Here is a 25865-nt window from a genome sequence, read left to right on the forward strand (position 1 = left end):
ACTGAGTTATCCTACCAGGTGTTCCCACTGTGTTACATCTTTTTTACGGAACAATTGCACGTCGCTGGCTACCATTTCTTTTACCAGGGCAGGCAGGTCGTATTTAGGTTCCCAGCCTAATTTGGTTTTTGATTTGGTGGGATCGCCTATCAGCAGCTCTACTTCCGTAGGACGGAAATACCGCGGATCTACCGCTACCACTTCCTTACCTATTTCCAGCTGATATTCTTCATTATTGCAGGCAGCTATTACGCCTTTTTCTTCCACGCCTTCGCCGGTGAATTTTACTTCAATACCCAGTTCTGCAAACGACATGCGAACGAAATCACGTACAGGCGTAGTAATGCCGGTAGCAATTACATAATCTTCCGCAACATCCTGCTGCAGTATGCGCCACATAGCCTCTACATAATCTTTTGCATGGCCCCAGTCGCGGCGGGCATCCAGGTTACCTAAGTACAGTTTATCCTGCAGGCCCAGTGCAATAGCAGCTACGCCACGGGTAATTTTACGGGTTACAAAAGTTTCGCCACGCAGCGGGCTTTCATGGTTGAACAGAATACCGTTGCAGGCATACATACCATATGCTTCGCGGTAGTTCACCGTGATCCAGTATGCATACAGCTTAGCTACTGCATACGGGCTGCGGGGGTAAAAAGGAGTGGTTTCCTTCTGCGGTACTTCCTGTACTAAACCATACAGCTCTGAAGTGCTGGCCTGGTAAATACGGGTCTTTTTCTCCAGCTTCAGGATGCGCAGGGCTTCCAGTAAACGTAAAGTGCCAATACCGTCTGCATTTGCAGTGTATTCCGGAGTATCAAAGCTTACTTTCACATGGCTCATAGCAGCCAGGTTATAGATCTCATCGGGCTGTGTTTCCTGGATAATACGGATCAGGTTAGTACTGTCGGTCATATCACCATAGTGTAAGCGGAAACGCACGTTATCGCTGTGCGGGTCCTGGTACAGGTGATCAATACGTTCCGTGTTGATAAGGGATGCGCGGCGCTTTACACCATGCACCATGTATCCTTTTTCCAGCAACAGCTCTGCCAGATAGGCGCCATCTTGTCCTGTGATACCGGTAATTAAGGCAACTTTCATATTCGATTTTGTTTTATAAAAATATTTACTGAGGAGGGAGCAACCTCTTATTAACTATTAATTCTTAATTATTAATTCCATCAATTAAACCAGCACAGTTGTACTATTCGTGCGGGCCAAACCAATGCCGTAGTATATAAAGCCTTTCTTCTGCAGCGTTACATCATCATAAATATTACGGCCGTCAAACACTACCGCTGCTTTCACGGAGTCTTTAATACGGTTCCAGTCCGGCAGGCGGAACTCATTCCACTCTGTTACCAGCACTATACCATCTGCTCCGTTGGCAGCATCATACAGGTCGGTACCCCAGGTTACGCGCTCGCCCAGCTCTTTCTTGGCTTCATGCATAGCTACCGGATCAAACACCCGCACTTTTGCGCCGGCGTTTAACAAAGCCTCTATCAGCACAATGGATGGCGCTTCGCGCATATCATCCGTATTAGGCTTAAAGGATAAACCCCAGATGGCAAAGGTTTTGCCCTGCAGGTCGCTCTCAAAATGACGGTCTATTTTGTTGAACATTACTTTCTTCTGATCTTCATTCACCGCTTCTACGCTTTCCAGTATGCGCATAGCGTGGCCATACTCTTTACCGGTACGTACCAGCGCCTTCACATCCTTGGGAAAGCAGGAGCCGCCGTAACCAATACCGGGATATATAAAGCGGTCGCCTATACGCGGATCGCTGCCAATACCTTTGCGCACCTTGTTCACATCCGCACCGGTCAGCTCGCACAGGTTGGCAATATCATTCATGAAAGATATTTTGGTAGCCAGCATAGCGTTGGCGGCATACTTGGTCATTTCTGCAGAAGCAATGTCCATGAATACAATAGGACGGCCGTTCAGCACAAAGGGATGATACAGGTTCTCCAGCACCTGCTGCGCTTTTTCTGTGTTCACACCTACTACAATACGGTCGGGCTTCATAAAGTCGGCCACCGCAGCACCTTCTTTCAGGAACTCAGGGTTAGAGGCTACATCATAATCCAGCAGCTGGTCCCTTTCCTGTAAGGCCTGTTTAATGGCGCGGTTCACTTTCACTGCGGTACCAACTGGTACAGTGCTCTTGGTAACCACTACCAGGTAATTGGTCATAGAAGCGCCTATTTCCTTAGCTACCTGCAGTACATATTTCAGGTCAGCGCTGCCATCTTCACCGGGAGGGGTGCCTACGGCAATAAATGCCAGCTCAGCGCCCGGTATTACAGATGCCAGATCTGTGCTGAAGGACAGGCGGCCGTTCTGAAAGTTGCGGTGTACCACTTCTTCCAGGCCCGGCTCATATATGGGTAAAATTCCGTTCTGCAGATCTTTGATCTTGGCTTCATTCACATCCACACACACTACATTGGTGCCTACTTCTGCCAGGCAGGCGCCAGTCACTAATCCTACATATCCTGTTCCTACAACTATTACTTTCATGTTTCAGGTTGTTTTTGGGTAGTCAATTATTAATTACGAATTATTCAATTACGAATTACAAATGTTAATGCCTGCTGTTATACGAATAATCAATTACGTTTGTTCACTGTCCCACTCCATTCGTAATTCGTAATTGAATAATTCGTAATTCTATTTATGCCAGTTGTGTCTGTTTTTTCTTCAGGTAGTCCGCATAAGCCATTTCTATGCCATCTTTTAACCCGGTGCTGTGCTGCCAGCCCAGGCTATGCAGCTTGGCTACATCCATCAGCTTGCGGGGAGTACCGTCCGGCATAGTGGTATCAAATACCAGCTCACCTTCAAAACCTACCACTTCTTTTACGGTTTCTGCCAGCTCGCGGATGGTCAGGTCTTCACCGGTACCAATATTTACCAGCTCCTTACCATCATAATGCAGCATCAGGTACACACAGGCATCTGCCAGGTCATCGGCATACAGGAATTCGCGTTTAGGCGTGCCCGTACCCCATATAGTTACATTGGCTGCTTTGCTTTCCTTGGCTTCATGGAACTTGCGGATAAGCGCCGGCAGCACATGTGAATTTTCAGGATGGTAGTTATCACCTACGCCATACAGGTTGGTAGGCATAACGCTGATGAAGTTACAGCCGTATTGATCCCGGTAAGATTCGCACAGTTTAATACCGGCTATTTTGGCAATGGCGTAAGGTTCATTGGTATATTCCAGGGGACCGGTAAGCAGGCTGCTTTCCTGTAAAGGCTGGGGAGCCAGCTTGGGATAGATACAGGAGCTACCCAGGAACATGAGTTTAGTGGCCTGCTGCTGGTAAGCTGCATGTATAATGTTAGCTTCCATGATCAGGTTATCATACAAAAATTCTGCACGGTAAGTGTTATTGGCGTGTATACCGCCTACTTTGGCTGCAGCCAGGAATATAAAGTCCGGCTTTTCTGTTGCAAAAAATTCATTTACAGCAGCCTGGTTACGCAGGTCCAGCTCTGCAGACGTGCGGGTAATAATGTTCTGATAGCCTAAAGTTTCCAGTCTGCGCTTAATAGCACCACCCACCATTCCGCGATGGCCTGCGATGTAGATCTTATCCGTAAGGTTCATGTATAATAATAGTTAATAATTAATAATTAAGGAGCATGCTGTACAAAGGAATGAAAATTATCAATACTAACAGTTACAGCCAGGGCAAAGGGACTTCGGTTACTTTATTATACTGCTATACGATTATTAATTATTCATTCTTTATTCAGTAGCAGCGGTGTACATCGGTTTCTTGTACTACAATAATTCCGGTCTGTTCTCCTTCACCCATTGGTGCAGTTGTTTGATCTCCTGCCCTTTTCCTTTTTTCATGATCAGCAGCGCCTCCGGCGTGTTCACCACTACCAGGTTCTCTACCCCTACCAGCGCTACCAGCTTCTCTTTACCGATCACCATGTTATTACCGCTTTCAATAGATACGGCCTGATGGTTATGGTATTGATAATGCTGTACCAGCGCCTGTGCCAGGGCTTCGTAGCTGCCTACATCGCTCCACTCCATAGTGCTGGGCACTACTTTTACCTTATTGCTTTTTTCCATTACTGCGTAGTCAATGCTGGTAGAAGGTATTTCTTCCATAGCAGCCAGGCTTAGCTGGCCGGTACGCAGCCATTCATTGGCAGCAATGGCAGCTGTTTCATAAATTTCAGGTGCATACTTTTGCAGCTCCTGTAACAGGATGCCTGCCTTACAGCAAAAGATACCGCTGTTCCACAGGAAGTCGCCGCTCTGCAGCATGATGGTTGCATTTTCCACATCAGGCTTTTCAACAAAACGGATCACATCATGCCCGCTGTATTGTATATAGCCAAAACCGGTTTCCGGGTAGGTGGGCTGCAGGCCAATGGTTACCAGGCTATTGCCGGCAGCCAGCAGCTGGGCGGTTTCAATGGTTTGTGCGTAAATATCCGGTGTGCCTATCAGGTGGTCTGCAGGCGTGATCAGTAAAATAGTTTCCGGGGCAGATACAAACGCTGCCAGGGCTATAGCGGCAGCCGTGTTGCGGCCTACAGGTTCGGCCAGCATACGCAGGTTGGTAGCGCCGGCATGTAACAGCTGTTCTTCCACCGTAGCGGAATGTTGCTCATTCACAATAGCCAGCACACTGTCACAGGCCACCTGGTTGCGCAGGTAAGCCAGCTGCAGTAAGCTGTTGCCCTCAAACAGCGGTAACAGCTGTTTAGGCGTTTGTTTATTTGATAAGGGCCACAGGCGGGTTCCCGACCCACCACATAATATGATATGCTGCATCATAGTTCTTATAGTAGTATAATGGCTGTTGCCTGGTTATTGATGGTAAAGTCCTGCGTAAGGCGTTTCTGCTTCGCTGGGTACTGCATCGCTGCCGATCAGGATCACTTCTGTAGTTGGCAAAGTAGCCACCAGCGTGTAACCCAGGCTGGATAACTGTGCCTTAACCGTGTTCCTTCCAACCTCAATGATCCTTCCACGCTGGTGCATTAACGGACCTGATTTTACCTGGATCAGGTCATTTTCATGCAGGGGGAACTGTTCTACCGTTACATCCTTGTACTCGCGCAGGAAGCGTTTGATCAGTTCAATTTCATGATCAGGTATCATAGCCGGTTTACCCAGCCAGTACACGAAGTTCACAATGCCCTCTGTTTCGCGTACCACCCATTTCCTGCTTTCAGGTACTCTTACGAATACGTAGGATTTAAATAAGGGTTCACTGATCACTTTGCGGCGGTCACTCCATTGGCGCTCTACGGGGCTCATGGGGCAATAATTTTCCACGCGCTTGCGGGTGAGCAGATCAGCCACTTTCTTTTCCCATCTTGCTTTGGTATATACTGCATACCAAGTTGACATTTCCTGTTGCATGGGCATCTCATTTAAAAGTTTAATACTCTGGTTAACATTGCGCAGTTTCTATAACGAGGGATTTCTAAAGACAATGGTAATGCTATTGAATGCATTCTCATACTATTCGGTTTTTTTCAATAAAGACTCGTCATATCTTTTTCCTGGAATAGCTTCGCTCTCTCACTCACATGAGGAGCCGTTGGCAGCGCTATTCCGGGTGGTTTTAACTTTTGCAGCAGGTAGATCCCGCCGCTCTTACATTCCGGATGTAGGAACAGGATATAGATCCTGGATCCCGCTTTTACACCCGTTGTTATTATATGTTAAAAATCCCTTTCAAAAATTGTTTACGGCGGGTACCTTTTGCATCTTCAATATAGCCATAACCATAGCCATACCCGTTAGGTCCGTAACCCGTTACACCCCGCGGCTGAATACCGTTGAACACTAAGTTCAGGTTACCCAGCTCTTTACTCTGATACAGCTCGTTCACCATTTTCAGGTACAGCTTGGGCGTTACCTGGTGGCGGACTACATACAGCGTAGCATCGGCATAGGTAGCCAGCAGCCGCGCATCTGTAACCAGACCAACGGGGGCCGTATCAATGATCACATAGTCAAAACGTGCTTTCAGGTTAGTGATCAGCTTTTCCAGCTGACCATTTAATATGAGTTCTGTGGGATTAGGTGGTATTGCACCTGCCGGCAGTATAAAGAGATACTCGTTACCGGGAACAGGTTGCAGTATGCTTGCTATTTCCGCCTGTCCTACCAGGTAATTACTAATACCCGGTTCTCTGGACACGCCCAGCATTTTGCTGATCTGCGGTTTGCGCAGGTCAAACTCCAGCAGGGCTACCTTTTTCTTTACCAGTGATAAGCTGGTAGCCAGGTTAACGGATACGAAGCTTTTACCTTCGCCTGAAATGGATGATGTTACCAATAATGTTTTACGGTGGGAACTCCCGTTAGTGCCATTGCCGTTTAAGGAACCGTTCAGGTTATTCAGCCCTATGTAAGAGAGTGCCGTACGTAAGGTGCGGAACTGTTCTGCCACATAACTGCGTTTACCTTCAGCTATCACTATCGGTTGCTTGTTCACATCCTGCAATATCTCTGCCAGAATTGGCGCTTGCGTAGCTTTTTCTATTTCTGCGCGTGAGGTTACCTCCCGCTTCATCATATCCCGCAAGGTAATAAGGGCCGCAATAAAAGCCAGTCCTGCAAATACCGCTATGGCAAGTACCAGTGGTTTCTTGGGGCTTATTGGAATGGCCAGCGCTTCTGCCGCATCTACGATACGGCTGTCGGATACGGCAGCAGCAGATGCTACGGCTGTTTCCTCCCGCTTCTGTAACAGGAAAGTATAAATGTTATTCTTTATTTCCTGCTGACGGCTTACCTCAACAAAGGCTTTCTCTTTTTCCGGTACGCCTCTCAGCATGCCGTTATAGCGGCTGTTCTCCATTTGCAGCCTTGCCTGGCCCGCCAGTGTATTGGAGCGCAGGTTACGGACGTTCTGCAGTATGGCGGGTTTCAGCTGTGCTTCCTGGCGGCGCAGGCTTTCCAGTAAGGGACTATTCTCACCGGTGGTTTTGCGCAGTCTTTCCAGCTGCAATTCCGTTTCAGAAAGTTTGCTTACCAGCTCCAGCATCACAGGGTCCGATAAACCCAGTGTAGCCGGTACCGTGCTTTCACCCTCTTTGCGGCCTGCCACATAATGTTCTATAGAATCCAGCACGGAAAGCTGCATATTGCTTTCGGCCAGCTTGCGGTCATTTTCAGAAACGCTTTCCAGGAACAATTTGCTTTGCTCGGAAATATCTACTATCCCCTGCTGCTTTTTAAAAGTGGCTACCTGTGATTCTACCTGGCTTAATTCCTGGTTCACAATACGCAGGCGGTCATCTACAAAAGCCATGGTGTTGGAAGAGGTGCGGTTCTTATCTTCTATAGAGGCATTATTATATACCCGTACCAGCTCATTCAGAATATCTTCACCCCGCTCCGGCACTTCATCGCTGTAGCCCAGGGAAATAATAGTACCTGCCTTGGTGGTGGGATCTACTTTCAGGCTGCTTTGTAATAAACCTGCCAGTATCTTTTCACCGGCTATACGTACGGTGTAGATTTTACCGGTAATATCCACAGGCTTGCCGGGCTTGGGTGTGATCACCATTTTTCCCCACTGGGTAGAAACAGTATCATATAAAGGATAGGCCTTTTTACCCAATATTACGCGCTGGTGGGGGGCATCATAAACCATAGGAAGTATGGTATATGCCATGGGTTTTATAGAATCCGGCTCCAGGAATTTAAATCTTACGGGGCTGGCATCATAAGCTACGATGTCCCTTACCTTACCTTTTACAGATACTTCTGCAAACAGGTTCAGGTTACGGATCACAGCCCTGGCCAGTGTTCGGGATTTTATAATCTCAATTTCATTGTCAATTACTTTTTTGGAGCCTCCGATGTTCAGGGATTGCAGAATGTCTGCTTCATCAATTCCTGTTTTTTCATCTTTTACCAGCAAGGTAGCAGATACATAATATACAGGCGTTGTATAACGGAGGTAAACAAACGCTATGGTAAGCGCTATGATCACCGATAGTAAAAACAGCGGCCAGTAGGGCAGGTATCTTTGTCTGATCAATGCCATCAGATCAACCTGTTCCTCCTGTTGTTGCGCACGTCGGTTTGAATGTTGCATGTTTGTTCCAGGCCTCATCAAATTGGTTTATTCAATTTTAAAAAACAATCTCGATATGGTTTCGCATGAATATGGTCTGGTCTTCCGGGTTGCTGCCAATAAATGGCGGCGTTCTAGTTCAGTATAAGCCTGTCAAGTATGATCACCATCAGTGACAAGCCGCTGAAAACAATGGGTAATACTACGCGGCTTTTTTCACCGCTAAACTGTTTTGCCTTGTTAGGCTCAACATAAACTACATCATTTGATTGCAGGTAATAGTAGGGGGAGTTCAGGATATTTTTGTCATTCAGGTTCAACCTTTTGATGACCCGTTGACCTTCCTGGTCCCTGATCAGCAGCACATTCTCTTTCTTACCATATATGGTAATATCACCTGCCATCCCAATTGCCTCCAGTATAGAAATTTTCTCGTTTGTTACATTCACTACGGTGGGTCTTGTTACCTCTCCCAGCAACGTTACCCTATAGTTCAGAAAACGTACGCTTACTACCGGATCTACCAGCAGCTTACGCTGCACCAGCTGATCGCGTATATAATCGGTAAGCCCTTTCTTGGTCAAACCTTCTGCTTTAACAGGCCCCAGCACCGGGTACTGTATTAGCCCCTGCTGATCTACCAGGAAACCGCCTAAAGAAGCCGTATTCCCCGATGAAGCGCCGCCACCGCCGGACGGTGCTACTGTATTGGACGCATTATAAATAACAGCGTCCTCCGGATTCAGACTGCTTACAGTGATCTGCAGCACGTCATTTTTTTGTATCAGCGGTTCAAAATTCCCGTTTACTGTTATTGTAGTATCCCGTATGTCTTGTAAATAAAGTGTATGCTGCGGCGTACTGCACGATGCAAATAAAAAACTAACGATCATTAACCCTACAACAAGCAATTTTAAACTGGATTCCGTTCTCAGGTACATTTTAATGTTTATGTTGTTTAAAGCTTTACATGTTTAAGATTGCATGAGGGGCAGAGGCATCATTGTTCATCACTGTTGTTAACATCACATCACGATCATTATTTCACGCTACAATATTACTTCAACATGCCCCTGCTTACAACTACTTACTGAAGTATAAATACAACCTTCAGGTGATACCTCATTACTTATTAAAGTAGTGCGCCAAAACCGCACCCCGCTTGCATTAAATAAATATTAAATTTATCATTGAAGCGCCCGATATCATTGCCACAAACCAGCTAAAAAGATTGTTGGACCAGATCTTTGAAATTAACTCTGACTTGGAGGCCACATTTAATTTCTGGTAGATCTTTTTCAGGTGCTGGTTCACGGTGAATACCGTTACAAAAAGTTTATCGGCCATTTCCTTATAAGAGAATCCCTCCTTCAAAAGCGCCAGCAGCTCATATTCCCGCTTGGTAAGCTTATGCTTTATATTCTCCAGCGGATCTTTATTAATGTAGCTGATCAGCAGGTGCGCTGCCTTGGGCGATAAAGTGCCCCCCTGGTTTACGGTATCCAGTATAGAGTGATAGATCTCCATCAGGCGGCTGGTCTTTATTATATAACCACTGGCCCCTTTCTTAATAGATTCAATCACGTACTGTTTGCCATCATGGCCGGAAAGCACAATGATCTTGGCTTCCGGGTAGGTTTGCTTTAGCTCCTGCATACCTTGTATGCCGGATTCGCCAGGCAGGGAAATGTCCAGTAGTATAACCTTTACATCCGGATTCTTAAAAGGCAACGCCTTAAACTCCTCCATTGATTTGCAGGCAAACACTACCTTACATTCCTGAAAATCCTCCAGGAACTCCTTGTAATTGTTCAGCTGAAAATGGTTGTCCTCTATGATTCCAATATTGATCATCGTAATAAGGGTAACAATTGGTATGGACTTAATCGATATGGTTTTTCAATAATATAAGTCAAAGATAAAGCCTAATTCTCAAAGAAAAAACATCAAATTCACATAACCTTGAAACTGTATTAATTATACGTTAAGTTTTATACTATTGCAAGGTTATCCTCTTATTAAAAAAAATTACATTTGACTTACTGTTGTTAAAAACTGTTCACCTTATTACGAAATGATGTGCACTGCTCTTTTTTTGATATTACTGGCATAAGTAGTTCGTTCTTTCTCCTGTTTGATGCAATCTGTGTGCCTGATTTGTTGGTTATGACCTTAAATGCTACATACACATTAACATTTTATGTGCATGTTTGATTTACTTGAATAATAATAGCGTCTGTATCAATTCCCTTCCATCGTCTTCCATCTAAAAAATAAAAAAACAAATTCTTACTTATTTAAGTGATAACCGGAAACCATGCTTTCTTCTAACTGTATGGTTTCAAATGTTTACTTTATTTTCGGGCATGTAATTAGCCATGTCTGAAAAATGAAACCTCAACAGTCAATTATCATGCCATACGACCTGCTCATAGGTACACTCCCCTGCCCTGTTGTGGTGCAGCAGCACCCGCAAAGCCAGGTTATATACGCCAATGAAGCGGCGAAGGCGCTTTTTAAACAATTAATTAACACGAAAAGGGAAGTATTGTTATCAGATATTAAGATAATTTTACATGACATTTGCCAGACTGAAGGAAACGGTACCACTTTTGAAACCAGGCAACCTATCCCCGGTAAAAATACGCATCTATGGCTGGAGGTAACCACTACAACAGTAATGCAAGGCAAGGATCAATACAACGTATTTACTATTATTGACATTAGTGCCCGAAAAACCAAAGAATTATCCATGATCCAGTCCCTTGAAAAGGAAAAATCCCTCCATGAAATGAAATCCAACTTCATTTCCATGGCCTCCCACGAATTTAAAACACCGCTAACAGCCATCTCCTCTACCATAGACCTGCTGGAAACCAAGCTGCAGATGGATAACCTGCTGAACCCGTTCTACCAGCACAACATTTCCAAGATCTCCTCCGAAATATTTAAACTCAATACCATGCTCGATGAGATCCTGACCCTCAGCACCATTGTATCTAATAATATAGAGATCAAAAAACAGGCGGTGGATGTGGAGCAGGTGATCGCCGATATTAAATACCAATACTTTTCCGAACGCAAGGACGACCGGGTGCTGAACGTACAGGTATCCGGCGCCCCCCGTAAAATATATGCCGATAAGAACCAGCTGTCCAAGATCTTTACCAACCTGGTCGGCAATGCCTTTAAATACTCCACCGATAATCCGGTGCTGAAACTGCAGTTCCTGAAGAACAAGCTGGTGATCAGGGTAATGGATAAGGGCGTAGGCATTCCCCCGCAGGATATTCCCTACCTGTTCAACTCCTTTTACCGCGGCAGCAATGTGGATGGTATTGAAGGCACCGGCCTGGGGCTTTCCATTGTCAAAGACTTTGTTGAAAGGAACAACGGCACCATCCTTGTTGAAAGTGAAGAGAATAAAGGAACCTCATTTACCATTGTATTTAAATACCCGCCGGAAATTACGGCCCAGGCATGAATAGGACCATTCTGCTCATAGAAGATAAGCCCACCCTGTCGGATACGCTTAAAAGCCTGCTGGAACTATACCAGTACACTGTAATAGTGGCAGCTAATGGCGCAGAAGGCGTGCAGCAGGCCCGCCTGAACCACCCCGACCTGGTGATCAGCGACATATATATGCCTGTTTTGAACGGGTACGATATGCTGGAGCAGTTTAAGCAGGATGTAACCCTCTGTAACATTCCCGTAATTATGCTTACCGCCAAAACCGAAATAGAAGAAATAGACATGGCCCTGCAAAAAGGCGCAGACGGTTATGTGACCAAGCCCTTTGTTTTTAAGAACCTGCACGCTATTATCAAGAAATTCATTCACTGATCCTCCCCTGCGGATAAGAATATGTATTATTTTGGGAGCTTACCCAGGTTATTATGCAATACACATCCCTGCTGGCAGCCCTGCTATGCGTTACCCTCAGTGTAAACGCACAGCATAACTATCCCACACCTACACAAGGCACTTACCTTACCCGTAACTTTATATTTGAAAGCGGAGAGCAGCTGGATAGCCTGCGCCTGCATTATTATACCCTGGGCGCCCCGCAAAAGGACCCGAACGGGGTTGTAAAAAATGCAGTGCTCATACTGCACGGCACCAGCTCCGCGGCACACAACTTCCTGAGCCCCCAGTTTGCAGGCCAGCTGTTTGGCCCCGGCCAGCTGCTGGATGCCACCAAATACTTTATTATACTGGCAGATGGTATTGGCCACGGCAAGTCCAGCCGGCCCAGCGACGGCCTGCGCATGCAGTTCCCAAAATATACCTATAACGATATGGTGAAAGCCCAGCACCTGCTGCTTACCCAACACCTGGGCGTAAACCACTTACGGTTAATACTGGGCACTTCTATGGGTGCCATGCACGCCTGGGTATGGGGTTATACCTGGCCCGGTTTTGCAGATGCCCTGATGCCCCTGGCCAGCGCACCGGCTGAAATTGCCGGCCGTAACCGCATAATGCGGAAAATGGCTATAGACCTTATTGAAATGGACCCTGCCTGGAACCATGGCAACTATACTTCCCAGCCGGTAATGGGCCTTGCGGGCGCTACCTCCTCCTTCTTCTTCATGAACAGCAGCCCCCTGCACCTGCAGGAAAGCGCCCCTACCCGGGAGCAGGCAGATGCTATGGCCGCTAAAATAAGGGAAGGTAACCTGCACTCCCTGGATGCAAATGATGTGATCTATGCACTGGAAGCTTCCCGCAACTATAACCCTGCGCCTTACCTGTCAAAAATAAAAGCCACGGTATTTGCAGTTAATTCTGCAGACGACGAAATTAACCCGCCGGAACTGGGCATCATGGAGCGGGAAATAAAAAAGGTAGCAAAGGGGCGGTATATTTTATTACCGCTTACCGCCCGCACATCAGGGCATGGCACCAACTCAATGCCTGCCATATGGAATAATTACCTGCAGGAACTACTTCGGTTAACTCAACAGTAGCGGGTGGGGAGAATATTGCTGTGTCTGTACCAGAGTGTAGAAAAAAATCAACGTATAAGCGTAACCGTACCTTTAAGCTCCTGGTGGGCATTTCTACCGTCCGTATAGGTACATATATAAACATAGGTCTGCTGGTCCTGCGCAGCGCCTTTATAGGTACCATCCCACCCGGTTTGCCAGTTATTACCATCATAGATCACCATACCCCAGCGGTTAAAAATGCGGATGTGGTACTGGCTGATGTTGTCGTACACCTTTGGCCGGAACACATCATTACTCCCGTCGCCATTAGGGCTAAAGGCTGTGGGCATTATTAACGTACAGTTATTATAGGGCGAGGTTACGGCCACTGTACCGCTTACGGTGCATACACTCTGGTCTTTTACTTCATACGCATAATTACCCGGCGGCAGGTTGGCAAACACACTGTCTGTTTGCCAGGGGCCGCCATTTAGCCGGTAAGAGAATGGTGGTATACCTCCCTGCTGTACCTGCGGTATCAGCTGCCCGTTATTAGCGCCGCTGCAGCTGGCCGGCACCATGGCCACCTTTACCACGGGCAGCCGCTCTGCATCCACCGGTACGGCAGCGGTACCGCTAAAGCTGCATTGGTTGTTATCCATCACTTCATAATGATAGGTGTTGGCAGCCAGGTTGCTGAATACGCTGTCTGCCTGCCAGCTGCCGTTACCAAGCCGGTAGGTGAAAGGCGGCGTACCGCCCTGTACATGCGGCACAAGCTGCCCGCTGCTATCATTTTTACAAATGGCCGGTGTTACGGCTACCTGGGTGGATATAGGCGGCGGAGGCTGTACGTTTAATGCAAAGGTATCTGCACACAGCTGCTGGTCCTGCACTACCAGCTGGTATGGGCCGGGCGCTACCTGCCGGAAGGCCGGCGTATGGGAAGAGTCGCCGTTCAGGTAATAAACATAAGGCGGTACGCCCCCGGCTGCAGTAATATTGATCTGGCTTTGGTTATCACTGTAACAGGAGGAGGTGGCTACTTTCGCATCTGCAGTAAAGCCGGAGCCGGGTACTGTTACCTGCTTTTGCACCACCAGCCCGTTAGCGGCTTTGGCCGTTACCTGGTAGCTGCCTGGCGCAAGGCCGGTAACACGGGCTGTTTTGTAGTTACCGGGGCTCCAGGTATAATCATAAGGCGCCTGCCCGCCGGTGATCTTAATGGAAGCAGTGCCGGTATTGCTGTTATTACAGGAGGATGTGCTGTGCGTTTCCGTAACTACCGCTTGCTGAATTTCCTTTGACAGGCCATCGATCAGCACAGCCACACCTACCTTACTTTTATTGCAGGGCAGTGTAGGGTATGCCCACAGGGAAATGTATTTATAATCTTTATGCGGGGTAAAAACCGCGGTATAGGCTTTCCAGTTCTGGTGGGTAAATGGCCCGGACGACCATAACATTTCTGCTGTATCCTTTGGGCTGCTGCCCCCGAAAATAGCCAGGTTGCCATAACAGGTGTAAAAAGAATAAACGGTTACAAAGGCAAGGTTCAATGATAAAGTATAACGTAAACCTGCTTTCAGAGGGCTTTTCAGCACCTGTGCAATACCTTCTACCTTATCAGGGCCGCTATGCATACCTATATAATGCTGCCCGTCAACCGGAGGCAGCGTAACTGAAAACATGCCTGGCTGCACATCCGGCGTGCCGCTTATTTTATACCAGCCATGCGGTACCACATCTTTCCCGGAAGGTGTGCCTTCCATAGATGGATTTTGCAGCGGTATATTTTGTGCGCACAGTGGCAGCGTAATGCCAATAAGCAACAGGAACAGCAGTGCGATAATGCATAGGTTACGATTTTCCATAAAGATTGGTATGCGCCCTTTACAACAGGGTGCGGTAATCATTCACTGTACAACAGCAAATTGCTCAGGTAATATGGTTATGGCGGCTTAAACCGCTCTTCTCTAATGTTGTGCTCCCGTTGAATGGGAATAATGAATCCGATAAAAGTACAAATAAACGGATAGGGGAGTATTTACTACTTCCAGTAAAAACAGGGGCTAATATGTTAAGATTTTCTTAAAAAGCGCTACTGGCGGGCTTTGCAGGGAATGTTATTTATTAATGTCGGCAATATTTACTTTGCGTGGTTCGCCGGTTATAATCTCGGTAGTGGTGGTATACACGCGGTCGCCATTACCATAGTCCAGGTACATTTCCAGCGGTAATACCACGGGCGCATAAGATCCTTCAATGCGCATTTTCTCAATCTGGATCTTGTACTTATCCGGTATTAAGCCATAGGCATGGAACAGGGTATGCGGTTCCATAGGGATCCATACATGCGCGGTAATAAGGGAATGATTGGTGCCCTTTGCATTTACACGGGGATCATCTTTTGTGTTCTGCGCTACATATTCTTCACAGGCCACACCGGCCACTACCTTTTTGGCGCCGGTTTTTATAAGCTGGCTCAGGTAGCCGGTTTCACCGGGAAATACAGGTTCCATATTTTCCAGGTCCAGCTTTTCTTTATCACCGCTGGCTACTTTATTAATAGCGGTAATGCTTAGCTGTGATTCCCGCTGAAAATCTGCATAAAAGTGATAACGTGCAGAAGTGCTTTTGCTAAGCATTTGTATGCTGAACTGCGGGGCCTTGCTGCTGTAGTAGATCACAATATCCTGCCCGCCATCTGCTATTACCTGGTTACCCTGCAGGGCAGTGCTTTCCTGGTACACGGCTACATCAAATTCGTAAGTAGAGTCAATGGTTACTGCATCATCGCCGCCAATGACCAGGGATGGATCGGGTTTATGCGCAGCTGCCGCTTTCAGCGGATCGCCCTCCCCTTCTTCCTCTCCTTCAGCTTTTGCATGGGCGGTTTCATTATCGGCAGGTACTTCGGTGGTGCTTTTAGTGCCTTTTATTTTATCCGTCATTTTCTTTAACCACTGGGCCTGCACGGGAACGCAGCAGATGGTTAACCATATCAACAAGAGTAGCGGCTTTTTCATAGGAATATTTCAGGAGGCAAGATACAAATTATAAAAATATAAAATGTAATGCTGATTAAATCACCTCCAATGCCCATGGCGCCATTGCCATCCCCCGGGGTAACCTGCGGTCAGCTCACCATCAGGCTGCAGCCGCGCAGCGCGGAATTATCCAGGCGGCCCAGCACTTCAAAGCTGCCATCTGCATGCAGCCTGCCAATATCTTCTGTAGCAATGAACGCGCACGAATATACGTTGGCCAGGTCTATTACATTTATTACGCCGGCAGCCTGCGTGGTGAACAGCTGGAAAGGGTCGTTTTCATCGCGCAGCAATATCTTCATCCAGGGCGGGGTATTAAAAATGCCCTTGCCGTAAGAGTAGGCTTGCGACAGCAGCTCCGTCATACCATATTCCGCATGCACCGCGCTTACGCCTAGCCTTTCCTGTAAAAAGGCATGCACCTGCTCGCGGGTCCACTCCTCCCGCCGGCCTTTCATACCGCCGGTTTCCATTACAATGGTATGCTGCAGGGAAAGCCGGTATTTTTCTGCAAAGTCCAGCAGGCCAAAGGTTACACCTATCAGCAGCACCTTTTGCCCGCGGGCTTCCAGCTCCTGCAGCTGGGCATACAGCTTTTCATGCTCATACAGGTAAAACCCGCTGCCGGCATGGCCGCTGCGGCGTATCATTTCCTGCACCATTACTACCAGCGATGAGTGTTTACGTTCCAGGTAAGAAGGCAGCAAACCCACTACCACATAATCCGTTACCGGGCCGTAAAACTGCTCAAAGGCCGTTATAAAACTGCGTTCATACAAGCTGGCATCTTTTACCAGGTGACGGCTGTTAATGGTTTGCGTAGTACCGCTGCTTTCAAACACTAATTCCGGTTCAAACTGCCCGCATACCACGGCATGCGTTTTAAAGAACTGTATGGGTAAAAAAGGAATATCCGTAAGGGTTTGTACATGCTGCGGCTGTATATGCAGGGCATCTGTATAGGCCTGGTACAGGGCATTGTGCCGGTATTGGTAACGGAATAGCTCCAGCGCGGCGGGGATAAGGTCTGCCGCCTGCATATTAAAATCGGGTACCGGTATGTTACCGTTCATGTATCACTTTTAAAAACCGCACAAAGTTACGGCAGCTCAGGTAACAAAAGGCAGGCAAAACGCGTTATTAATATAAATAAATTAACGTACGTTTGTTATATGAAGAAAATACTTTTATTATCCACGGTAGTTTGCCTGATTTTCATGGCCTGTTCAAAGGATGGCGGATCAGGTACCAAACCAACGATAACCTTCAAGTCTTATTCTATCCCTTTTATTGTTGACAGCCTGGTAGATCAGTTTGACGCTACTTTCCAGGTTACAGACGGCGACGGGGACATTCAGAACAAATTCAATTTCCGCATAATTTTAGACAGTGATCCCTCCACATTGGAAGACTCTGTTTTTGAGCCCCGGCAAATGCCCAATATAGGCGCCCACAAAGGCAGTAAAGTAGATGCGGAAGTAATTTATACCCTGCTGGCATCCGATTTTAAGTTCTATGATCCCAATACCAAACCGGATAGCCTGCGCATGCAGGTGTTTATAGTGGATGATGAAGGACATAGCAGCGATACCATTACCACTCCCAAGCTGGCAATACTGAAAAATTAGTTCCAAAATATTTCACGTAGTTTGTGAAAGGATTCCTTTTTTACGGGAATCCTTTTATTTTTTAGCTTTACCCACTTTTTAAAGGCTGGCGGTTTTACAGGAGAACGTACCTGCAGCTGCACGCCATAGCAAACAAATACACGTATGGATAAAACGGTACAACTACAGAATAAGATAGCGGAAGCAGCCCTGGGCGGCGGCGAAGCCCGTATAGCATCCCAGCATAAAAAGGGTAAGCTAACTGCCCGCGAAAGACTGCAGCTGCTGCTGGATGAAGGCTCTTTTGAGGAGCTGGACATGCTGGTGGCTAACCGCAACCGCGGCCTTACCGCCGAACAGGAGCAATTCCTGGGCGATGGGGTGGTAACCGGTTACGGCACCATTCATGGCCGGCTGGTATACGTGTTTTCCCAGGACTTTACCGTGTATGGCGGCAGCTTATCAGAACCGCATGCCCGCAAGATCTGCAAGGTGATGGACCTGGCTATGCAGAACGGTGCGCCCATGATAGGTTTAAATGACAGCGGCGGCGCGCGCATACAGGAAGGCGTGGTAAGCCTGGGTGGCTATGCAGATATCTTTTACCGCAACACCCGCGCATCCGGCGTAATACCGCAAATATCCGCGGTAATGGGCCCCTGTGCCGGCGGCGCGGTATACTCCCCTGCCATTACAGATTTTATACTGATGGTGGAGCAAACCTCTTACATGTTTGTAACAGGGCCCAATGTAGTAAAAACCGTTACGCATGAAGAAGTAACGGCCGAAGAGCTGGGCGGCGCGCAAACACACGCCACCAAAAGCGGCGTTACACACTTTGCCTGTAATAATGAAGTAGAATGTATACAATATATAAAGCGCCTGTTAAGTTATGTGCCGCAGAACTGTGAGGAAGATGCGCCGGTATACCCCTACGAGCCGGCAGATGAGAACCGGGAAGCGCTGAACAGCATTATTCCCGAACATCCCAACCAGCCCTATGATATGAAGGAGGTGATTGCACAGATCACCGACACCGATAGCTTTTTTGAAGTACACCAGGGTTTTGCAGAGAACATTATTGTAGGCTTTGCGCTGATAGGTGGCCGCAGCATAGGCATTGTAGCCAACCAGCCCGCGCACCTGGCCGGTGTGCTTGACATACACGCCTCTGTAAAAGGCGCGCGCTTTACCCGCTTCTGCGATGCATTTAATATTCCGCTGTTAGTGCTGGTAGATGTGCCGGGCTTTTTACCGGGTACAGACCAGGAATGGAATGCCATTATCACCAACGGCGCTAAATTGTTGTATGCATTGAGTGAAGCAACAGTGCCCAAAATAACCGTTACCACCCGCAAAGCCTATGGCGGCGCGTATTGCGTAATGAACTCCAAACATATTGGCGCTGATCTGAACTTTGCTTTTCCGCAGGCAGAAATAGCAGTAATGGGCCCTAAAGGTGCGGTAGAGATCATTTTTAAACGGGAAATAGATGCCGCCGCAGATCCGGAAGCGCGTATGAATGAACTGGTGGCAGATTATACAGAACGGTTTGCCAATCCTTACCTGGCTGCAGAAAAGGGGTATATTGATGAAGTGATCATGCCGGACCAAACCCGTATTAAGCTAATGAAAGGCTTTAAAATGCTGGAGAATAAAGTGGTGAACATGCCAAGGAAAAAACACGGGAATATTCCTTTATAATGTGCAAATGTGCAGGTATGCAAATGTGCAAATGAAATATAACTTTGCGCTATAATCTGCACATCTGCATATTTACACACCGGCACATTAACTATGTTACGCTCAGTATTTAATTTTTTACTTTTCAGCTCTATCTATATTTCCCTGTGCGCAGTATTAATGGTATGGCAAACCAATGCGCTGCTGGGATTGCATTACGACTATTTCACGTACAACGCCTTTGTTTTCTTTTCCACCATTTGCAGCTATAACTTTCACTGGTACCTTACACCGGCGGAATACTCTACCTCGCAGCGCATTCTGTGGGGCGCGCGGCACAGGACCCTGATGGTGGTGTTTTACCTGGCAGGCGCGGTAGGTGCGCTCTGGTTTTTCTGGCAGCTAAAGGAACACTGGCTGCCGCTGGCCGGCGGTGCCGTGCTTACCTTTCTATACACAGCGCCCAAGCTGCCGCAACGCATTTTTGTATGGCTGCGTACCATAGCTATTGGCAAAACACTGTTCCTTACTTTTGTATGGACCTACGTAACTACCCTGCTGCCCGTGTTCATAGCCGGTACGCCAGTTACTGCGGCCGTTATTTATCTTACGCTGCATCGTTTTTTCCTGATCTATGCCATCTGCATTTTGTTTGATTACCGGGATGTGGAGTCTGATAAAAAAGAAGGTATCCGCAGCCTGATCACTATTCTTTCAGAGAAACAGCTGTTCTTAATATACTATATCTCCCTGCTGCTGGCAGCTGTAAGCGCCTTACTGCTATGGTCTTTTACAACGCCGGCCGTAATTGGTACCTTACTGGCGCCGGTGCTTATTACCGGTTTGCTTACCCGGAATGCAAAGTATAACCGCTCCGACTATATGTACTATTTTGTACTGGATGGATTGATGATGTTCTCAGCCCTGCTGCACCTGGCTATTAGCTTTTAGCGGTTGACCGTTGGTGATGATGTTCTGCTAAAGGCTAATAGCTAAAAGCTAACAGCTCAAAGTCAAAAGCTAACAGCTAAATGTATTTTCCTATTTTTGCCGGATAATCATGCAGAACATGGCTAAAAAACAAAAAACCGTACTGAGCAAAGAATCAATGACCTTTCTGAAGAATTACCTGAACAATCCCTCCCCTACAGGGTTTGAGAAGGAAGGTCAGAAAATGTGGCTGCAGTATATGCAACCCTATATTGACGAGCAGATCGTAGATGCCTATGGCTCTGCAGTAGGTATCATTAACCCGGATGCGCCTTTTAAAGTGGTGATTGAAGCCCATGCAGATGAGATCTCCTGGTTTGTGAACTATATTTCAGCAGAAGGTTTGATCTATGTGATCCGTAATGGTGGCTCTGATCAGCAGATAGCGCCCTCCAAACGGGTGAACATTCATACGGAAAAAGGTATTGTAAAAGCCGTTTTCGGCTGGCCTGCCATTCATACCCGTAACCGTAATCCGGATGGTAAAGAACCGCAACCCAAGGTGGATAACATTTTCCTGGATTGCGGCGCCCGCTCCAAGAAAGAGGTGGAAGACCTGGGTATTCATGTAGGCTGCGTGATCACCTTTGAAGATGGTTATGAAGAGCTGAACTACGACTATATTATTTGCCGCGCTATTGATAACCGTATTGGCGGCTTTATGATAGCAGAGGTAGCCCGCCTGCTGAAAGAAAATAAGCAGCAGCTGCCCTTTGGCCTGTACATTGTAAATGCCGTACAGGAAGAAGTAGGCCTGCGGGGTGCCGAAATGATAGCCAAACGTATTAAGGCCAATGTGGCCATTATTACGGATGTAACACACGACTCCACCACCCCCATGATCAATAAGAACGTGGAAGGCGAGATCCGTTGCGGCAATGGCCCGAGCATTACTTACGGCCCTGCGGTGCATAACATTCTCCGCGACCTGATCATTAAAACCGCGCAGAAGCACGATATTCCTTTCCAGCGCCATGCCGTGAGCCGCAGTACCGGTACCGATACAGATGCCTTTGCATATTCCAATGATGGTACTCCCTCTGCCCTTATTAGCCTGCCGCTGCGCTACATGCATACCACCGTGGAAATGGTAAAGAAAGAGGATATTGAGAATACCATTATGCTCATTTACCACACGCTGCTGAGCATTACGCCGAAGACGAATTTTAAATATTTGTGAGCAGAAAGCACAAAACATAAAGGATAAAGCATAAAGCTCCAATGCATTGAGCCTTATGCTTTATCCTTTCAGCTTTAAGCCCAGGCTTTCTGCTTTCTGCTTTGCGCTTTATGCTTTTTTCCGTACGTTTGCTTCCTATTAAATATTATACTTATGCAAGATGTGCAGATCCGTCATGACTGGACCATTGAAGAAATAAAAGCTATCTATAATACTCCGCTGCTGGAACTGATATTCCGCGCTGCCAGCGCACACCGCCAATACCAGGATACTGCAGAAGTACAGGTTTGTACCCTGCTGTCCATTAAAACCGGCGGCTGCTCCGAAGATTGTGCGTACTGCCCGCAGGCCGCCCGTTATAATACCGATATTAAAGTACATGGCCTGCTGCAGAAAGATACCGTGCTGGAATATGCCCGTAAAGCCCGGGAAGCCGGATCTACCCGCTTTTGCATGGGCGCTGCCTGGCGCGAGGTACGCGATAACCGCGACTTTGACCGTGTGTTGGATATGGTAAAAGGTGTAAATGAGCTGGGCATGGAAGTATGCTGCACCCTGGGTATGCTTACGGAAGAACAGGCGAAGAAGCTGGCAGATGCCGGTTTGTACGCCTATAACCACAACCTGGATACCTCAGATGAATATTATAGCGAGATCATTACCACCCGTACTTACGACGACCGCCTGCAAACGCTGGATAACGTGCGCAAAGCCGGTGTAAGCGTATGCTGCGGTGGTATTATAGGCCTGGGCGAAACCCATGAGGACCGCATTAAAATGCTGCACACCCTCAGCAATCTGCCCCAGCATCCCGAATCAGTGCCCATTAATGCGCTTACCCGCGTAAAAGGCACGCCGCTGGAGCATATGCCTAAAGTAGAGTTCTGGGATATGGTGCGCATGATAGCCACTACCCGCATCCTGATACCCAGCGCCATGGTACGCCTGAGCGCCGGCCGTGCAGAGATGAGCGTATCTGAACAGGCCCTGTGCTTTATGGCAGGCGCCAACTCCATCTTTACCGGTGAGAAGCTGCTGACCACAAAAAATCCTTCTTTTGAAGAAGACCATATGATGTTTGAGCTGTTGGGATTAAAAGCCAGAGAGGCTTTCAAAGAAGAGAAGGAAACCGCTGCTGCCTGTTAAAATTTAAAATGTAATGACTAAAAATAGAAAAGAGCGCCTGTAACAGGTGCTCTTTTCGTTTTGGATGGCTGCAAGCTTTTCAGGGTCTTGCCTGAATAGAAATGCCGTCTGCGCCGGCCCTTTCGCCGGATGCCTGGAAGCGGCGCTGCCGCTGACCTCTGTTTAAGACCGGAAATAACGCTCATGATCAACATCAGCGATCAGCCCGGGGCCTGTGGGCTCCCATCCCAGCTGTTCCCGGGTGCGCTGGCTGGAGGCCGGAACGTCCAGGCCTATGAAATGTGCAAACCAGCCAAAGTGGCCGGCAGCCTCCTCAGGGGTTTTAGCCACCACCGGCACATTCAGGCGCCGGCCAATTACAGTAGCAATGTCCCGGAAGGGCACACCCTCTTCAGCCACCGCGTGATACCGGGCGCCTGCAGCGCCCTTTTCCAGCACCAGCCGGTAAAGCCGGGCAGCATCTACCCGGTGCACGGCAGGCCAGCGGTTAAGGCCTCCGCCTACATAGGCTGAAACGCCTTTTTCGCGTGCAGCGCCAATAACCATCGGCACAAAACCATGATCACCATCGCCATGAACGGATGGCGGGAGGCGTACTATTGACACATGTACGCCGGTAGCCGCCACGGCAGCAGCTGTCTCCTCAGAAGCCACCCGTGGATTTGCGGTAGTGCTGGAGTTGGCCGGGGTTTCTTCAAGCCCCAGGCGGCCAGGGGCAAGGATCCCGATTGCGGAGGTAATAACCAGGGGACGGTCAGAGCCGGCAAGCGCAGCGCCCATCGCCTCAATAATGCGCCGGTCTGCTTCACAGCTTTCCTTGAATTTTGAGAAGTCGTGGTTAAAAGCGGTATGGATCACGCCATCCGACATAGCTGCGCCGCTGCGCAGGCTTTCCAGGTCGGTAAGGTCGCCCCGGTGCACGGCCGCACCAGCAGCGGCCAGTGATTTAGCCCCTTCCTCTGAGCGGGTCAGGCCCAGTACCTGGTGGCCCGCCCCTATTAATTCCTGTACAATAGCGGAGCCTACAAAACCCGTGGCCCCGGTGACAAAAACACGCATAGATTTGTTCTGTTTTAATAACAATTTGTAATCGATCCAATTATGTCACAAAATTGGGATGATGACGGCCCTTCAGCAAGGAGATTTGACACAACTTTTTGAGGTCATTTGACCTAATTTTGCCGTATCCAGCCGCCGGAATAATCAGTAAGAACAGCCTGGGAACGGCTATTTATCACTAAACGCTTACCTTTAAGTATGATAGATAATTTTGAAAGATTTATCACTTCTGAAACCGCTTGTACTAAAGATGAGGTGAAGCTCATATGTTCACTGGCAACGGAAAAAAAGTTACGCAGAAGGCAGCTGCTGATGCATGAGGGCGAAGTTTGCCGGTTTAAGGCCTTTGTGATAAAAGGCTTATTAAGAACCTACCGTACCGGCGATGACGGTGCGGAATATAATATGCGGTTTGCAGTTGAAAATGGCTGGATGCTGGACACGGAAAGCTACAATAGCCAGCTGCCATCCAAATATAATATTGAGGCGCTGGAAGATACGGCAGTACTATTATGGTCCCGGGAAACCATGGATAAAATATTTGAGGCTGTTCCTGCATTCAGGTCTTATTCAGAGAAGCTGAAAACCAGCAGCCACGATGCAAACCTGAACCGTATACTCATGAATATCAGCTATACGGCTGAAGAAAAATACCAGGAATTTGTTACTTCTTTCCCGGATGTTTTCAGGCGCATACCGCTGCATATGGTAGCGTCTTACCTGGGCGTGTCAAGAGAAACGTTAAGCCGTATCCGGCATGCACAGCTGAAGCGGCAAAAGGAGTTTAATGACAATGGGCAACAATAAAAAGAAAAGGCCGCTCCATTACCTCCGGAACGGCCTGTTTATTTAAATGTATTACCATCTCAATTCAAAAAATACTCCACTCCCAGCTTATACCCTTTCATGCCTAAGCCACAGATAGTGCCCACACATTTAGGCGCTATTAATGAAGTATGGCGGAACTCTTCCCGCGCATATACATTGCTGATGTGCACTTCTATCACCGGTGTTTTAATAGCTGCAATAGCATCCCGTATAGCTACAGAAGTATGCGTATAGCCGCCGGCGTTAAGCAGTATACCATCAGCGCTAAAACCCTGCTCATGCAGGTGATTAATGATCTCCCCTTCTACATTGCTTTGGAAATAGCTGAACTGCACTGTGGGATACAAGGTTTTCAAAGTAGCCAGGTAATCCTCAAAAGATTCGCTGCCATAAATACCCGGCTCCCGCTTTCCCAGCAGGTTTAGGTTAGGCCCGTTAATGATTGAAATATGCATGATATGAATTACGAATTATGAATTGTGTACTTCAAAACCTTCAGAGGTACAATTAAAAGCAAACGATGTATAAACCTAATTACGATTTATTCAATTACCAATATTAAACCCCAAAATATTCAGTAAAACACAAACAATAAATCAAAATAACCACCCACCACAATCAACCACTCCAATCCATTCGTAATTCGTAATTGAATAATTCGTAATTAACTGTTCCCCCACCTATACGTATCCAACTCTATCCCCGCCAGGTCCAGCACACGGTCGGTAACCGTAGCTGCCACTGCTTCCAGTGTAGCGGGCTGGCTGTAAAAAGAGGGGGTGGCCGGGCAAATAATACCACCGGCTTCTGTAACAGTTACCATATTACGCAGATGCACCAGGTTATAAGGCGTTTCCCGTACCACGCATATCAGCTTACGGCGCTCTTTCAGCACCACATCTGCAGCACGGGTAATAAGGTCATTGGAAACACCGGTAGCAATACGGCCCAGCGTACCCATGGAACATGGACAAATGATCATGGTCTTAAACTGCCCGGATCCGCTGGCAAAAGGCGCATGAAAATCCTGCTGGGTATAAAAACGGAATGGCTGCTGCGCATAGTCCTGGTTTCCCAGCTCTGTTTCCCATACGGTTTTGGCATTCTCCGTCATTACCACTGCCACGGTATCTATCTGCTCTGCCGCGGCCTGCAGTTTCTGCAAAAGCTGGCGGGCATATATGGAACCACTGGCGCCGGTAACAGCTACAACTATACGATGCTTCATTCTTTTGTATATATAGCGCAAAACTAGGAAATTTGCGCTATTGACAAGCATTACAAGCTATGATGCCTGTAAC

General features: G+C 47.6%; 23 protein-coding genes. 9 read left to right on the forward strand and 14 right to left on the reverse strand.

Annotated features, from left to right (window positions below):
• Positions 1-6: 6 nt before the first annotated feature.
• The 8 genes from gmd to BMZ54_RS14700 form a co-directional block, all read right to left on the reverse strand.
• A complete protein-coding gene (gene gmd / locus BMZ54_RS14665; RefSeq protein ID WP_089912856.1) occupies positions 7-1104 on the reverse strand; it encodes a GDP-mannose 4,6-dehydratase in 1098 nt (365 codons plus the stop codon).
• An 84-nt stretch (positions 1105-1188) separates the two neighbouring features.
• Positions 1189-2532, reverse strand: coding sequence for a UDP-glucose dehydrogenase family protein (locus BMZ54_RS14670; protein WP_089912859.1), 1344 nt, complete (start codon positions 2530-2532; stop codon positions 1189-1191).
• Between the two features lie 154 nt (positions 2533-2686).
• Positions 2687-3628, reverse strand: coding sequence for a GDP-L-fucose synthase (gene fcl / locus BMZ54_RS14675; protein ID WP_089912863.1), 942 nt, complete (start codon positions 3626-3628; stop codon positions 2687-2689).
• Positions 3629-3805: 177 nt separating this feature from the next.
• Positions 3806-4822 (reverse strand): mannose-1-phosphate guanylyltransferase, encoded by a 1017-nt coding sequence (locus BMZ54_RS14680; protein WP_089912866.1) that lies wholly within the window; start codon positions 4820-4822, stop codon positions 3806-3808.
• A gap of 33 nt (positions 4823-4855) precedes the next feature.
• Complete coding sequence (locus BMZ54_RS14685; protein WP_089914176.1) at positions 4856-5413, reverse strand: UpxY family transcription antiterminator; 558 nt, start codon at positions 5411-5413, stop codon at positions 4856-4858.
• Between the two features lie 298 nt (positions 5414-5711).
• Positions 5712-8108 (reverse strand): GumC family protein, encoded by a 2397-nt coding sequence (locus BMZ54_RS14690; RefSeq protein WP_162277548.1) that lies wholly within the window; start codon positions 8106-8108, stop codon positions 5712-5714.
• A 113-nt stretch (positions 8109-8221) separates the two neighbouring features.
• Entirely contained in the window at positions 8222-9028 is an 807-nt protein-coding gene (locus tag BMZ54_RS14695) for a polysaccharide biosynthesis/export family protein (protein WP_089912872.1), read from the reverse strand.
• Between the two features lie 226 nt (positions 9029-9254).
• Entirely contained in the window at positions 9255-9941 is a 687-nt protein-coding gene (locus BMZ54_RS14700; protein WP_089912874.1) for a response regulator, read from the reverse strand.
• A gap of 559 nt (positions 9942-10500) precedes the next feature.
• On the opposite strand from BMZ54_RS14700, the gene BMZ54_RS14705 reads away from it, so the two are divergent.
• From BMZ54_RS14705 to BMZ54_RS14715, 3 genes are read left to right on the forward strand one after another with little or no spacing between them, the layout of a single operon-like run.
• Positions 10501-11571, forward strand: coding sequence for a PAS domain-containing sensor histidine kinase (locus BMZ54_RS14705; protein ID WP_162277549.1), 1071 nt, complete (start codon positions 10501-10503; stop codon positions 11569-11571).
• On the forward strand, positions 11568-11933 hold the full coding sequence (locus BMZ54_RS14710; RefSeq protein ID WP_089912880.1) for a response regulator: 366 nt from the start codon (positions 11568-11570) through the stop codon (positions 11931-11933). Before BMZ54_RS14705 ends, BMZ54_RS14710 begins: the two co-directional genes overlap by 4 nt.
• 53 nt (positions 11934-11986) lie before the next feature.
• A complete protein-coding gene (locus BMZ54_RS14715) occupies positions 11987-13060 on the forward strand; it encodes an alpha/beta fold hydrolase (protein ID WP_089912883.1) in 1074 nt (357 codons plus the stop codon).
• 47 nt (positions 13061-13107) lie between these two features.
• On the opposite strand, the gene BMZ54_RS14720 is transcribed toward BMZ54_RS14715, so the two are convergent.
• From BMZ54_RS14720 to BMZ54_RS14730, 3 genes are all read right to left on the reverse strand, one after another.
• A complete protein-coding gene (locus tag BMZ54_RS14720) occupies positions 13108-14895 on the reverse strand; it encodes a T9SS type B sorting domain-containing protein (RefSeq protein WP_162277550.1) in 1788 nt (595 codons plus the stop codon).
• Positions 14896-15147: 252 nt separating this feature from the next.
• Complete coding sequence (locus BMZ54_RS14725; protein WP_143081018.1) at positions 15148-16050, reverse strand: hypothetical protein; 903 nt, start codon at positions 16048-16050, stop codon at positions 15148-15150.
• Positions 16051-16160: 110 nt separating this feature from the next.
• Complete coding sequence (locus BMZ54_RS14730; RefSeq protein WP_238386585.1) at positions 16161-17144, reverse strand: acyl transferase; 984 nt, start codon at positions 17142-17144, stop codon at positions 16161-16163.
• A 99-nt stretch (positions 17145-17243) separates the two neighbouring features.
• Between BMZ54_RS14730 and BMZ54_RS14735 the strand changes: the two genes are divergently transcribed.
• The 5 genes from BMZ54_RS14735 (at position 17244) to bioB (ending at position 22677) form a co-directional block, all read left to right on the forward strand.
• A complete protein-coding gene (locus BMZ54_RS14735; protein ID WP_089912892.1) occupies positions 17244-17699 on the forward strand; it encodes a hypothetical protein in 456 nt (151 codons plus the stop codon).
• Positions 17700-17843: 144 nt separating this feature from the next.
• Positions 17844-19382: an acyl-CoA carboxylase subunit beta gene (locus BMZ54_RS14740; RefSeq protein WP_089912895.1), complete on the forward strand. Its 1539-nt coding sequence runs from the start codon at positions 17844-17846 to the stop codon at positions 19380-19382.
• A gap of 93 nt (positions 19383-19475) precedes the next feature.
• On the forward strand, positions 19476-20312 hold the full coding sequence (locus BMZ54_RS14745; protein WP_089912898.1) for a UbiA family prenyltransferase: 837 nt from the start codon (positions 19476-19478) through the stop codon (positions 20310-20312).
• Positions 20313-20430: 118 nt separating this feature from the next.
• Positions 20431-21531: a M42 family metallopeptidase gene (locus BMZ54_RS14750; RefSeq protein WP_089914182.1), complete on the forward strand. Its 1101-nt coding sequence runs from the start codon at positions 20431-20433 to the stop codon at positions 21529-21531.
• Between the two features lie 153 nt (positions 21532-21684).
• Entirely contained in the window at positions 21685-22677 is a 993-nt protein-coding gene (gene bioB / locus BMZ54_RS14755) for a biotin synthase BioB (RefSeq protein WP_089912901.1), read from the forward strand.
• A 162-nt stretch (positions 22678-22839) separates the two neighbouring features.
• Here the strand turns inward: bioB and BMZ54_RS14760 are convergent, their stop codons facing one another.
• Positions 22840-23736, reverse strand: coding sequence for an SDR family oxidoreductase (locus tag BMZ54_RS14760; protein ID WP_089912904.1), 897 nt, complete (start codon positions 23734-23736; stop codon positions 22840-22842).
• A 198-nt stretch (positions 23737-23934) separates the two neighbouring features.
• Here BMZ54_RS14760 and BMZ54_RS14765 point away from each other — a divergent pair, with 198 nt between their 5' ends.
• Complete coding sequence (locus BMZ54_RS14765; RefSeq protein WP_089912907.1) at positions 23935-24543, forward strand: Crp/Fnr family transcriptional regulator; 609 nt, start codon at positions 23935-23937, stop codon at positions 24541-24543.
• Between the two features lie 59 nt (positions 24544-24602).
• Here BMZ54_RS14765 and aroQ read toward each other — a convergent pair whose 3' ends face one another.
• Together aroQ and BMZ54_RS14775 are read right to left on the reverse strand one after the other, a co-directional pair.
• Positions 24603-25019: a type II 3-dehydroquinate dehydratase gene (gene aroQ / locus BMZ54_RS14770; protein ID WP_089912910.1), complete on the reverse strand. Its 417-nt coding sequence runs from the start codon at positions 25017-25019 to the stop codon at positions 24603-24605.
• A 209-nt stretch (positions 25020-25228) separates the two neighbouring features.
• A complete protein-coding gene (locus BMZ54_RS14775) occupies positions 25229-25792 on the reverse strand; it encodes a UbiX family flavin prenyltransferase (protein WP_089912913.1) in 564 nt (187 codons plus the stop codon).
• Positions 25793-25865: the final 73 nt, after the last annotated feature.

Source organism: Chitinophaga rupis (genome assembly GCF_900109685.1).
Taxonomy (GTDB): Bacteria; Bacteroidota; Bacteroidia; order Chitinophagales; family Chitinophagaceae; genus Chitinophaga; species Chitinophaga rupis.